This window comes from Thalassospira profundimaris WP0211 (assembly GCF_000300275.1).
Lineage (GTDB): Bacteria > Pseudomonadota > Alphaproteobacteria > Rhodospirillales > Thalassospiraceae > Thalassospira > Thalassospira profundimaris.
The window spans coordinates 1-12,157 of record NZ_AMRN01000008.1; the positions used below are offsets into that span (position 1 = coordinate 1).

Consider the following 12,157-nt stretch of genomic DNA (forward strand, 5'->3'; position numbering starts at 1 on the left):
AACCCGTCGCTTTCGCTGTTTGATTTTGGCTAAATCAACTTCCGTTATTGCACTGGAATACCGCGCGTTTTCTTTTGGCTTGGTCCCAGCAACACCGGCGCATAACCCATCAAAAACGCCAGCCATCCGCCAAGCCACATCAGGGTGGCAATTGCCAGAACCGTGACGTAATGCGCGTCGCTTTGGCCCGCCAAAATCCGAAATACAGTGGAAAACCAGATCAAGCCAAAGGCTGTATTCAGCATCACGCTTGCCCGCACTTCCCGCCCGGTATGACCAAGGGCGGCCCGCCCGGCGATGGCAATGATCATGCAACTCATCGCCCCGCCGGTAAGCGCATGCAGGGCATCACGGCTGCTCATGATATCAGGCCACAGGATCGCAACGCCCAGCAGGACAAGCCCGGCAGGCACCCAGAAATAACCAAGATGCAGCATGATCACGATGGGTTCGCGCCAGCTATGCACGCCGCGCCATCGGATCAAACGGATGGCATGGATAGTTCCGGCAAACAGCAACACAGAACCGGCAATCACCCCCGCCGGATCAAGGATCACGGCAACGATGCCAAGCGCAATACTGGCCAGACACACCATGTCAAACCGCCCGAACATGGCAGGCATCGGCGCGCTGATCTGTTCGCGCTGCATCCAGTTTCGGGTAAAGGCCGGGATCACCCGCCCGCCAATCAACCCGATCAGCAAGATGATCGTCAGAATCGCGGTTTGATACAACAGAACCGGATCAAGGGCGATGACATCAAGGCAAGCCGCAACAAACAGTCCATCAAACAGCGGGATCACCGAGATAACGGCCAGAACCCGCATATTGCGGTAATTGCGCGCAGCCACCAGTTCCCGCACACCAAGGGCCAGCAAGAAGATGAAATAAATAAGCGCCCCGGCAATCGTCAAAGCCGGGTCCAGAGTCTCGCCAAACCCAATCGCCAACCGCCCGACCAGCCAGCTTGTGGTTAACGCCATTAACATGGGCCCGGAAATCGGTGGGCGGCTTGTCCAGTTGGCAATCGCGGTCAGCAAGAATCCCCCGATGGCCGCCCCGCCAAACCCGAAAATCATTTCATGCGCATGCCACCATGACCCTGTTCCCAGAATGGGGGTCGCAATGCCATGCACAAAACCCGCCACCCACCAGACAACAGCCACGATGGCCAGCACCCCGGCCAGCAGGAAAAGCGGGCGAAAAGCCCCGGTCCAGAACGGATGTGTGGCCCTGTGTGGTTCGGTAATCGAAATCGGCGCGGTTCTGCCAGCCATGACATACCTCCAGAATGTTGGAATGCGTCATAGTAGCGATCAAACCTGATCGCGCCTTGATGTTGCGCAATTCGTTGGGATGGCGTTTTGGCGGGCTGGTGTTGCCTTTGCGTGAAATCCCGCACCTTTTTGAACGATAAGCCTTTTCAACCGCGTTTAACGCGCTAGATTAGGAGCATCAATTTCTTTGCAGTTGCTTGATCAAGGACTGCGCCCCGAAACATGACAGGAGTCCTGTTCACCATGAAGATCACGTTTTCCGATCTCGCCATTCCGAAAACCGGTGCCGTTATCGCCTTTGCGACCGAGGGTGCCGATCTGATGCCCAGTGCCGTCGCACTTGATGAGGCAACCGGGGGTGCGATCACCAAGGCGATCAAGGCGTCGACCTTCAAGGGCAAAACCGGCCAAAGCCTTCAGGTGCTGGCTCCCTCCAATGTCGATCTGTCGCGCGTGATCATTTTCGGGATCGGCAAGGAAGCCGAATTTGACGTGATCGCCGCCCAGAAACTTGGTGGCTCCGTCACCGCCCGTGCGCTCTCGACTGGGGAGAAAGAACTTTCCGTTCTGTTTGATATGGAAAACCTCGCCTGTGATTTCGCAACCGGTGCGATGCTGCGCGATTATCGTTTCGATAAATACCGCACCACCGAGACCAAGGAAGACAAACCGGTCCTGAAGGCCTTTGATATCGCCACCCGCGATCACAAGGACGCCAAGAAACAGTTTGAAAGTGCCAAAAAGGTCGTCGAAGGCGTGTTTTTCACCCGCGATCTGGTGTCTGAGCCGGCCAACATTCTTTATCCGGAAAGCTTCGCCAAGGAAGTTTCCGCCCTTGAAAAACTGGGTGTCGAGATTGACGTCCTTGACGAAAAGGAAATGAAAAAGCTCGGCATGGGCGCACTTCTGGGTGTTGCCATGGGCTCGGCTCGCAAACCGGCCATGGTCGTCATGCGCTGGAACGGCGGCAAGAAAAAGGACGCGCCGATTGCCTTCGTGGGCAAGGGGGTGACCTTTGATACCGGCGGTATTTCGATCAAGCCGGCTGCCGGCATGGAAGACATGAAATGGGATATGGGCGGTGCCGGTGTGGTTTCCGGCCTGATGAAGGCACTCGCCGGTCGCAAGGCGAAATGCAACGTGGTTGCGGTGCTTGGCCTTGTTGAAAACATGCCGTCCTCAACCGCACAGCGTCCGGGCGATGTTGTGACCTCGATGTCCGGGCAGACGATCGAAGTCATCAATACCGATGCCGAAGGCCGTCTGGTTCTCTGTGATGCGCTGACCTATGTGCAGGAAAAATACGATCCGCGTCTGATTGTTGACCTCGCGACCCTGACGGGCGCTGTCATCATCGCACTTGGACATGAAAATGCCGGTCTGTTTTCCAACAATGATGATCTGGCGACCCAGATCACCACGGCGGGCCTGTCGGTTGACGAAGGCGTCTGGCGTTTGCCGCTGTCGCCGGCCTATGACAAGCAGCTTAAATCTGACATTGCCGATATGAAAAACGTTGGCGGTCGTCCGGCCGGTTCGATCACCGCCGCCCAGTTCCTCAAACGCTTTATCACCAAGGATCGCCCGTGGGCGCATCTTGATATCGCCGCCATGGCATGGTCGACCGCGGACAAGGAAGTCGTGCCGAAAGGCGGCACCGGCTTTGGGGTGCGTCTGCTTGATCGCTTTGTCGCCGATAACTACGAGTCCTGATTTCAGGAACGCATAACTGAATAAAAGACGGGGCAGGATGATGATCATCTTGCCCCGTTTTTGCTTTCGCGATACTCAATTGGCTATGGCTGATATCTGGTTTTACCATCTCACCAGCATGCCGCTGGAACGGGCCCTGCCCACGCTGCTCTCCAAAACGCTGGAGCGCGAAAAGCGTGCCGTGGTGATGACCGGTGTCGAAGAGCGGGTCGAGGCGATCAATACCCTGCTTTGGACCTATGACCCTGCAAGCTGGTTGCCCCATGGTTCCAAATCCGACGGCGATGCCGAAATGCAGCCGGTCTGGCTGACGGCCGAGGATGAAAATCCCAACAATGCCCAGTTCCTGTTCCTGACCGACCGCGCCATGAGCGACAAGGTCGGCGATTATGAACGCGTCATCATGCTGTTTGATGATCGCGATCACGATGCGGTTTCTGAAGCCCGCACGCGCTGGAAAGACTGGAAAGACGCCGGACACAAACTGTCCTACTGGCAACAAACCCCGCAAGGTGCTTGGGAAAAAAAGGCCGAAAGCTGAGTGCTTCCGGCCTTTGTTGTTTCAAGGTTCTGTTCAGATTTCCTTGATCAATAACACCCAGTTCTGACCACGATTTTCCCAACCTTCCTTGACCATCGGGCGTTGGGCACAGGCCACAAAGCCTTGGCGTTGATAAAGGCGAATGGCGTCGGGATTGCCATCCGATGCAATCAGGCTAACGGTCTTTTTACCGGCATGCCGGGCATTGGCCTCGGCCCGTGCCAGCAATGCCGATCCAATCCCCTGATCGCGGTGGGCCGGAAAGACGGCAAGGACATTGATGTACCAGCTGCCCGTTGCCAGACTTTCAAGTTCAAGGATCGGTACGAATATCGCCGGGATATCCGCCGGGTCAAACGGCTCTGGCTGATCGGGTTGGGCATAATCGACAAGTGCCGCAACGGTTTCACCATGACAGACGGCAAGCGTGGTGTTGCGATATGAAAAACCGCCTTCATCACGTTGTGCGCGTCTGCGACCGACATCAAAGGCCGTCTCGCTGCCATCTGCCATGTCTTGCCACAAATAGACCGGCAAACCTTCACCGGCGATATTGATCAGCTGGGCCATCGCATCGGCATCCGATTTGGTCGCCCTGACAAAGCTCGTCACCGGCCGCGGGTGGCGCGGGTGTTGCGGGTGGTTCGGATGGGCGGCACCCTTATGTGCCGCCCGTTCCAGTACGGGTTCTGCAATCATTGCTCGTATCCTGTTTCTTTTTGGGTTTTCGTGTTTGGTTCTTAGGCGCCTGCTGCCAAAAGGCGCGGCAGGGCATGTTTGGTCATGGCCGCAACATGGCGATGGTCTGTGCCGCAACAACCGCCAATCACCGCCAGATTGGGCAGCAGATCAACCAGATCGTGATAAAGCTGTCCCAGTTCTTCCGGATCGCCATCATCAAGATGCGTGCTGGCATCAAGTTCGGCGTGGCTTTGGCGCGATGCATTGGCCCGCACACCACAAATGCGCGTTTTCCAGTCGCCGCTTTCTTCCAGTCGGTCGCGGAAATGATCCGGGTGGGCACAGTTGATCATGTAATAGGCCGGATAGGCCCCAGTTTCGGCATCAACCATGGTAATCGCATCACGGATCGTCTCGCCGCTGGGCAGGTTGCCATCGGTTTCAACCGTGAACGAAATGACGCAAGGAATATCAACATCCCGGCAGGCAAGGGCGATGCCGATGGCTTCCTCGGGATAGTTGATGGTCACGACCGACACCATATCGACACCCGTCTTGGCAAAGGTCACGATCTGCGGGGCGTGACAGGCGCGCGCCTGATTGATCGTCATCCGGTCTGATGGCACATATCCGTCACCGCGCGGCCCGATATTGCCGCTGATCAGGCACGGTGTAGCATCCGAATGATAACGATCGCGAAGCTCCGCCATCAGGGCGATGGCCTTGCGGTTGATGGCGGCCAGATCATCCTCGTCATAGCCGATCCTGGCCCCCCAGTCGCGATTGGCGCGCCATGTCGGGCTTTCAAGGATAAATCCGGCTTCGGCCTGTTTGGCCAGTTCAAGATAACGTTCGTAATAGGCGGTGATACGCGCACAGCCCGCATCCGTTTTCAAAAGGTCAAAGGATGCAAAATGCGGAAGATCAATCCCGTCATGAAAAATCAGGGTGGTTTCAAGACCACCATCGGTGATGAATTTTACCTTTCCGTGGTGCGGAAGGGGCAGATTGCCTGTGCTCATGGGTCCAAATTTCAGTTTTGGGTTTCAAAATTTCTACCGCGGGGGTATGTAATCGTGGATCGGAAATCTCGCCCTGATTGAGTTTTGCTTCTAGTAGGCACACGGTCAGGTTTTTCAGATTTTCAAAAACATATTCAAAACAGATACTTATGGGTTTTCCGGTGTTTTTCGGCGCGGCCATGGCGGTCTATGACGACGAAAAACTGTACCGGCGGTAGGGTAAGCGAGGGTTGAGATGGAAAAACTGACAATCACCGACACGTTCGGTGGCCCCAAACGCAAGGGCGAACGCACGCGCGAACGCATTCTGGAGATCGCATCGCAGTCGATTTTGGAAAAGGGGTTCGGTGCGACCTCGATCGAGGAAATCATTTGCGAAGCCGGCCTGACCAAAAGCGGGTTTTTCTATCATTTCTCCGACAAGAACGAACTCGCCCGCGCGCTTTTGCAACGCTATATCGAACAGGATGACGAAATCCTTGATCAGGTGTTTGATCGCGCCCGCGAACTGGTCGACGATCCGCTGCATCAATTGCTGGCAGCCCTTAAAATGCTGGCCGAGGTGCTTGAAGATCTCCCCAACGGTCATCCGGGCTGCATCGTTGCGGTCTATTGCTATCAGGAACGGCTGTTTGACAAGGAAGTCCGCGACCTCAACCGGCATGCCGTTCTGGCCTGGCGCACCCGGTTCCGCGCGATCCTTGATGATATCGCCGACCAATATCAGACGACAGAACCGGTCGACCTCGAACAAGTCGCCGACATGATTTCAACCGTGCTCGAAGGCGGCATTGTCATGTCAAAGGCACTCAACGAACCCCGCAAACTCGCCGATCAGGTCATGCTGCTGCGCAGTTTTTTAAAGCTGCTTTTCACCCAGTGATCGAGCGTCCAATAACAAGGCGTGGGGAAAAAGGCCGAAAGCTCAACTCTCTTGTTTGGCTTTCACTCTTTGCGGGCTTATGTCGCCAGGTGGTCCTTGTCCTCAAACAGGATTTCAACCAGCGCCCTGACCAGTTCATCCGGGGTCACCTTGCCCGACGAAATTTCATTAACAGCAGGGAAGCAGTCGCGCGCAAGCTTTGAAAGCCCGGTCTGGATTTCCGATGCGCGGTTGTTCCAGTCATGATCGATCTTCGACAGGGCAAGTAAACCGGCCTTTGCAATGGCATTGGCATCGCCTGACGAAATTGCCGTTTGGACGAAATCCAGTTTGCGCGCTTCGGAGACAGCAACTTCAAGTGTTGCCAGATGGTCCGCCACCTCTTTTGCCTCTGTTTGGATATCGCTCACGGGATACTCCTTTTCGATTTGACGAAGGACCGGGACAGCCGCAGAAGTGCCGTAGCCAGAAAGATAGTCAATCATGGCCGACAGCTTCCAGTCCGGCATGGTTTTCCAGGTGCCGGTCTTGAGGTCTTCTGTCATCGGTGCCGCAATGCTGTTGCCATATGCTGCAAAAATAGCGGCCATACTTCCTGCGTTGGGGCGACCGGAAACTCGACCAGTTGCCGTCGTCTCACGATCCGAAATCTCGCGGAGTGCGGATTGATAGTCCTGTTGTGCGCTCATTTTGCGTGCTCCTGACAATGGGATATTGATACAGCTTGACTGCGATCAGATGGCCCACCATTTTTCATCGGTTTGCGACGGTTGCCGGATTTCGTTCGTACCACAATGAATTTCCCCGTCGCACGCATGGTAGTCATCCCAGTCATCAATGAAATTGCAGTTCAGCGCACCGTTGAATTTGGCAATTTCGTCTTTCAGGTACTTTTCAAAAAGATCAAAGCTTGTGCCTTCATCGCCGGTATCGATCCAGGGGCCATACGGCTTGGGAATATAAAGCTGAGTGTTGCCGACAAACATGTTGGGCATATCGGCGGTCAAAGCGCCGCATTTAAATCCCTCACCGCGGCCAGGGAAGATGTTGAATCCGTTCCGTCGGCTTTTGGTGTTGTCGACCTTGTCGGTGCTCGGAAGTAAATATGCGTGACCACCACTAACATGATCACTTGGATAGAATATCACTGGCACTCGAACGATATCGTCGTCTTCCAAGTCAAACTCGTTTTTCAGGATATCGATATTGTCACCGATTGCCTTTTCCACCCCGCCAACGTTCCAGTCTTTAAGGCGGTCATAGGTATATGCATAACCGTTCGGTGCCAGGAGCGGCGCTTTCCCATTCCCGAGTAAATCGTTGATGGAACAGCTAACCACGGTTTTGTGCAGCTTGAGGGCCGTATAATTAAAGTGATCGGTGTCCCATTTCGGACGTTGCAAAACTTTTGCTCCGCCAAAAATGACGTTCTCAGCTCTTTTGTCCGTCATCAGGTCATAAGCCTTCTTGGGGCTTGCGACCAAAAGTTTCCATTTTTTATTCTCACCACCACCCGGGTATGGCAGGAAGGTCATCATTTCATCAACATGGCCAACGGCAAGCCAGTCGGTATCAAGTTCAATCGGGGACTGAAGGGTTTGTGCCGCGATAAAAGATCTGGTGCTTTCATCAATTTTATGACGGCTTTTCTTTAAAGTGTTGTTTGCGCCAAGTCGGTCTTTTGCACTATGGCCGTAATATATGCGCCCGAGTGGATAGGTTTTCCCACCGCTTTTCTTGATCGGGGGCGTTACTTCAAAGTTTCCACCCGAATTAGCGGAATTTACTGCATCCCCACTTCCTGCTGCAGGGTAGTAAACCGCAAAGTCTTTACTCAGAAGGTCACGAAACACCCAGTTCTGCAGATATCGTTCCCGGTGCATCTTTATGAATGTTGTTTGAGTCTTAACGTCGCCTGCGGTTCCCGGCCAGCTGCTATAGCCCGAGAAAATTGTGTCACGCATCCATTGATCTGTTGCAGGGCTAACGTCATCTGATGGTTCCTCCAAAGCCCATTTGTTCGTATCAAGATATGGAATTGGCACCTGCTTCTGATCAGATTCCATTATCTGATAACTCTTGTCTGATGGGAGTTTCGGTTCATTGGCAACCGCAGTTTTCAGTTCCTCAATAAAGTCGACATTGTCATCATCGCTCACCACAAGAAGTTTCGTCACCTGATGCAAGTGATGATTGGCGATCCACCTTGCCGCGACGACATGTTCGGTGAAGGTATAGCTTGGGGTGTCTGGTCCCGCATATTCGGGTTGAATGACGCTGAGTGTTATTTTGACGGTGCCAGACTCAAAATCCTCGCCGGCAAAGCGGATCATCTCAAGCGGCAACACTAGGTTCGGATTGATGTTGGCTGCATCCAGCGTCGCTGTTTTCCCTTTCTGGGGGCTGACAAGTTCCGTGGCGTCTGTCCCAGCTTTCGAGAAAATGCGAACATGTTGTTCGGCCGGGTTTTCAGCACCTGTTGCCTCCACTGAAAGCTTGATCAACCAGTTTGCATCGACATCCGCAGCCTCACCGGCGGAATGCCTGATGATCTTCATGCGCGAAAGCCCGGTTAACAGGTCTTCGTCGGAATTGATCTTGTCATCCTGGCAATCGCTATAGGCAATTGCGGTATTGTTGCCATCACGGTTGCAGTTCACAGGAATGATCGCGCCAACGCCATCAACGCCAAAGGTGATGGCCGCGGGCGAGAGATCGTTTATGGTTCCTGGTGTGTCATCATCGTTTTCGATTTTGCCATCACGGTCGCGATCAGTATGAAGGGAAAACCAGACTGATTTAAGCGCGATTGTTGTTTCGCCAGCATCTGACACGGTAACGTTTTGTGCTTGCGTCCTGAGGTATCCGGGACCCGTGACTGTGATTGTATAATTATCACCTGGCTCAAGCTGAAATTCTTGGGAAAGCGATGTGTCATCGTCTCCGAACGATGGTGTCTTCTGAGCGTTTGTTGTTCCCGCAACGTCGATACTCACAGCCTTCAGAAGCTTGTTTGATGCGGGTCGGGTGACTTTTACTGTGAATGTGACCATTGCATTTTCCTGTTGTGGGGAAGACGGTTAGGCTGCGTCCTAGATCGGCAGATCAAGCTTGCGTCGCATCTCAACAGCGTTGCGCAGAATCAGAATTCGCTGGTCGATCGTGCCAAGCTGCGGATTGTTGATGATGTCGTTGACCCAACCGATCTTTGTGGTGGAGGACAGAAAATCCGGGCCAAACGTGAAGACCAGAACGACGTAGATTCTGACGGCCGCGCTTGAGTTCGCGCCAAGTTTGATCGCGGCGTCCGCATAGCTTTTGCTTTGCGTTGACAGAGCCGCGTCATCATATTTTTTGACGATTTCTGGAATGGTGGCACGCAGGTAACCGGGCAGGGCGGAAATCGTATCCTGCACACTCGGTATCTTTGATGGTGGCGGTTTAACACGGTCTTCCGGTTTTGGCGTGGATGGGCTTTCTGTCCCGGTATCCGGCTTTGCATCCGGTTTGCCGCTTTCACTCTTTGCCAGTCCGGCGACCGCTTTGGCTTCCTGTGTGAGCAGTGTTGAAACCTCATCAGAAAATCGCTTTTCCGCACCCAGCCGGTTCTTTGCGTAGCCGTCGAATTTCTGTTTGCTGATGATGCTCATCGATTTCAGACGCTCGGAATCCTGGGCGGCAAAGGCAGTCAGCAGGGATGAAATCTGCGACGCGTTGAAACTCAGCCGCGATGAAAGCCCCGCTGGGTCCGTGCAGGTGCCATTTACGATGGCGGTATCTCCCTCGGCCGCCAGTGCTTCGAGCTTGGCTGTCTCGGCAGACAGTGTCCCCAATTGCTCCTTGGTGCGCACATCCACCTTGTTGTCCATGACCGTGACAAAAGTCGGGTATTGCGCCAGTGTTCGGGCAAGGTCACTGATCCGGTTGGCAAAGGCCATCTGTTCAATCCCGCATTGATATTGATGACTAGGGTCTGAACCCAACTGGATGCTTGAAATGGTCGCGTGACATTTGCGCGGATATCAGGAGCTTTGCCGCAGAAAGGCTCGCTGCCTTTCAAGGTGAAGCGACGCAATAGGCCGTGCAAATGCCGCCGATCCGAAGGACATCAGGACGATCTGCGATCTGCTTCGTCAATCTCCTTGCGCGGGGATCGCCCCGCACTGCGGCGATTTCCTGGCATATCTTGATTGTTCTGATGCCATTTTAAACATCCAGTTGGGGTCAGGCCCTAATAGACGAACAAGGTGGGGCGTTGTGATGTCGGGCTATTGCACACTAATTAAACAATATTTTTGTGTTGTATTTTTGGAAATCATACATGCCATGCGTGAAATGCATGATTTTAGCCATTGAACAATGACACCGGGTCAGATAGACAAGGGGTGTTGAACGCGCCGATTTGCTCCTCAGCTTGCGGGCGCGCTAAAAATGCGGCTAAAGCGAGAGGGCGTATATGCTCCGTATGTACGACCGCCTCGGTAAAGCCGTGGCGGTTTTTTTGTATCTACGGAAAGGTTGGGATCCATGATCCGGCTCTCGAACGTCCAGAAAACATATGCAGCCCGGCGCGGCAGCGACGAACACGTTGCGCTGCACGGCATCAATCTTGATATCGCTGCTGGCGAAATCGTCGGCGTTATTGGCCGCTCCGGTGCGGGAAAATCAACCCTGATCCGCTGCATCAACCTGCTTGAAACCCCGACGTCGGGTTCGGTCACGGTTGATGGCACCGATGTGACCACGCTTTCCAAACGCGACTTGCCGCTGTTCCGCCGCCAGCTCGGCATGGTGTTTCAGCATTTCAATCTGCTGTCGTCGCGGACTGTGTTCGATAATATAGCACTGCCGCTTGAACTGGCCGGTGCGACCAAGGCCGAGATCGCCAAGGCGGTTGATCCGCTGTTGCCGCTTGTAGGGCTTGAAGACAAGCGTGATCGCTATCCGGCCGAACTGTCGGGCGGTCAGAAACAACGTGTCGGCATTGCCCGTGCGCTGTCCTCAAATCCCAAGGTTCTGCTGTGTGACGAGGTGACCTCGGCCCTTGACCCGGAAACCACCCGTCAGATCCTCACACTTCTCAAGGACATCAACAAACGCCTTGGTCTGACCATGGTGGTGATCACCCACGAAATGGCGGTGGTCAAGGCGCTGTGTGACCGTGTGGCGGTGATGGATGCTGGTGTGATTGTCGAAGAGGGCGCGGTTGAAGGCATCTTTGCTGATCCGAAACACGCGACCACCCAATCGCTTCTCGCTGATGAATTCATGGATTTCCGCGCCGGATCGGATGCGAACAGCACCCCCAAAACCAACACAAATACCAGCGGCGTTGCCGCCGGGCAGGAGGGCTAAGTCATGTTTTCTACCCTTGCACCCATTCTGCTTCAGGCGACCGGTGAAACCCTTTATATGGTTGCAGTCTCGCTTACGATTGCGACGGCCTTTGGCTTGCCGCTTGGTGTGTTGCTCGCCACCTCTGGCCGGGGCGAGCTGTTTGAAGCCCTTTGGTTCCAGCGCGTTTTTGGTCCGCTGGTCAACGCAACCCGCTCGGTCCCGTTCATCATTCTGGCGGTGGCCATCATTCCCTTTACCCGTTTCGTTGTCGGGACCTCCATTGGGACCTCTGCCGCCATCGTGCCCCTGACCGTCGCGGCAATTCCTTTCATTGCGCGGATCATCGAAGGTGCCATGCGCGAAGTTGATGGCGGCTTGATCGAAGCCGCCCAGGCCATGGGCGCGCGTCCGGTACAGGTCGTGACCAAGGTTCTGTTGCCCGAAGCATTGCCGGGCATCATTCACGGCCTGACCCTGACCGCGGTGACGCTGATTGGCTATTCCGCGATGGTCGGTGCCGTTGGTGCCGGTGGGCTTGGCGACCTTGGCATTCGCTATGGATATCAGCGTTTCCGCCCGGATGTCATGGCCGCCGTTGTCATCACGCTGATTGTCGTCGTGCAGGTCGTGCAAAGCTTTGGCGACTATCTGGCGCGCAAGGCCGACAAGCGAAATATCTGATCAAAATCCGAATGTGAGGATT

Annotated in this window: 10 protein-coding genes and 1 pseudogene; 5 read left to right on the plus strand and 6 right to left on the minus strand. The window is 54.5% G+C overall.

What is annotated here, in order from left to right; translation table 11 throughout:
- Positions 1-44 precede the first annotated feature (44 nt).
- Positions 45-1,277 (minus strand): NnrS family protein, encoded by a 1,233-nt coding sequence (locus TH2_RS14740; protein ID WP_008891234.1) that lies wholly within the window; start codon positions 1,275-1,277, stop codon positions 45-47.
- Between the two features lie 243 nt (positions 1,278-1,520).
- On the opposite strand from TH2_RS14740, the gene TH2_RS14745 reads away from it, so the two are divergent.
- On the plus strand, positions 1,521-2,990 hold the full coding sequence (locus tag TH2_RS14745; RefSeq protein WP_008891235.1) for a leucyl aminopeptidase: 1,470 nt from the start codon (positions 1,521-1,523) through the stop codon (positions 2,988-2,990).
- Between the two features lie 85 nt (positions 2,991-3,075).
- A complete protein-coding gene (locus tag TH2_RS14750) occupies positions 3,076-3,531 on the plus strand; it encodes a DNA polymerase III subunit chi (RefSeq protein ID WP_040824114.1) in 456 nt (151 codons plus the stop codon).
- A 33-nt stretch (positions 3,532-3,564) separates the two neighbouring features.
- Here the strand turns inward: TH2_RS14750 and TH2_RS14755 are convergent, their stop codons facing one another.
- Together TH2_RS14755 and TH2_RS14760 are read right to left on the minus strand one after the other, a co-directional pair.
- Positions 3,565-4,230, minus strand: coding sequence for a GNAT family N-acetyltransferase (locus TH2_RS14755; RefSeq protein WP_008891237.1), 666 nt, complete (start codon positions 4,228-4,230; stop codon positions 3,565-3,567).
- A 41-nt stretch (positions 4,231-4,271) separates the two neighbouring features.
- Positions 4,272-5,234, minus strand: coding sequence for a homocysteine S-methyltransferase family protein (locus TH2_RS14760; protein WP_008891238.1), 963 nt, complete (start codon positions 5,232-5,234; stop codon positions 4,272-4,274).
- Between the two features lie 235 nt (positions 5,235-5,469).
- Here TH2_RS14760 and TH2_RS14765 point away from each other — a divergent pair, with 235 nt between their 5' ends.
- On the plus strand, positions 5,470-6,117 hold the full coding sequence (locus tag TH2_RS14765; protein WP_008891239.1) for a TetR/AcrR family transcriptional regulator: 648 nt from the start codon (positions 5,470-5,472) through the stop codon (positions 6,115-6,117).
- A gap of 77 nt (positions 6,118-6,194) precedes the next feature.
- Here the strand turns inward: TH2_RS14765 and TH2_RS14770 are convergent, their stop codons facing one another.
- The 3 genes from TH2_RS14770 to TH2_RS14780 are packed head-to-tail and all read right to left on the minus strand — an operon-like array spanning position 6,195 to position 10,055.
- Entirely contained in the window at positions 6,195-6,806 is a 612-nt protein-coding gene (locus TH2_RS14770) for a hypothetical protein (protein ID WP_040824117.1), read from the minus strand.
- 45 nt (positions 6,807-6,851) lie between these two features.
- Entirely contained in the window at positions 6,852-9,170 is a 2,319-nt protein-coding gene (locus TH2_RS14775) for a protein-arginine deiminase family protein (protein ID WP_081579317.1), read from the minus strand.
- A 39-nt stretch (positions 9,171-9,209) separates the two neighbouring features.
- Positions 9,210-10,055 carry a hypothetical protein gene (locus tag TH2_RS14780; protein ID WP_008891242.1) on the minus strand — a complete coding sequence of 282 codons (846 nt, stop codon included), beginning with the start codon at positions 10,053-10,055 and terminating at the stop codon, positions 9,210-9,212.
- 589 nt (positions 10,056-10,644) lie between these two features.
- On the opposite strand from TH2_RS14780, the pseudogene TH2_RS14785 reads away from it, so the two are divergent.
- Both TH2_RS14785 and TH2_RS14790 read left to right on the plus strand, forming a co-directional pair.
- Positions 10,645-11,373 (plus strand): annotated as a pseudogene (locus TH2_RS14785) (methionine ABC transporter ATP-binding protein); the annotation flags it as partial.
- 102 nt (positions 11,374-11,475) lie between these two features.
- Complete coding sequence (locus TH2_RS14790; RefSeq protein WP_008891244.1) at positions 11,476-12,135, plus strand: methionine ABC transporter permease; 660 nt, start codon at positions 11,476-11,478, stop codon at positions 12,133-12,135.
- Positions 12,136-12,157: the final 22 nt, after the last annotated feature.

What these genes read in the sequence shown, in the direction of transcription:
- TH2_RS14745 (WP_008891235.1), top strand. Translation starts at nt 1,521, where the DNA reads ATGAAGATCACGTTTTCCGATCTCGCCATTCCGAAAACCGGTGCCGTT.
- TH2_RS14760 (WP_008891238.1), bottom strand. Translation starts at nt 5,234, where the DNA reads ATGAGCACAGGCAATCTGCCCCTTCCGCACCACGGAAAGGTAAAATTC.
- TH2_RS14790 (WP_008891244.1), top strand. Translation starts at nt 11,476, where the DNA reads ATGTTTTCTACCCTTGCACCCATTCTGCTTCAGGCGACCGGTGAAACC.
- TH2_RS14750 (WP_040824114.1), top strand. Translation starts at nt 3,076, where the DNA reads ATGGCTGATATCTGGTTTTACCATCTCACCAGCATGCCGCTGGAACGG.
- TH2_RS14770 (WP_040824117.1), bottom strand. Translation starts at nt 6,806, where the DNA reads ATGAGCGCACAACAGGACTATCAATCCGCACTCCGCGAGATTTCGGAT.
- TH2_RS14780 (WP_008891242.1), bottom strand. Translation starts at nt 10,055, where the DNA reads ATGGCCTTTGCCAACCGGATCAGTGACCTTGCCCGAACACTGGCGCAA.
- TH2_RS14775 (WP_081579317.1), bottom strand. Translation starts at nt 9,170, where the DNA reads ATGGTCACATTCACAGTAAAAGTCACCCGACCCGCATCAAACAAGCTT.
- TH2_RS14755 (WP_008891237.1), bottom strand. Translation starts at nt 4,230, where the DNA reads ATGATTGCAGAACCCGTACTGGAACGGGCGGCACATAAGGGTGCCGCC.
- TH2_RS14740 (WP_008891234.1), bottom strand. Translation starts at nt 1,277, where the DNA reads ATGGCTGGCAGAACCGCGCCGATTTCGATTACCGAACCACACAGGGCC.
- TH2_RS14765 (WP_008891239.1), top strand. Translation starts at nt 5,470, where the DNA reads ATGGAAAAACTGACAATCACCGACACGTTCGGTGGCCCCAAACGCAAG.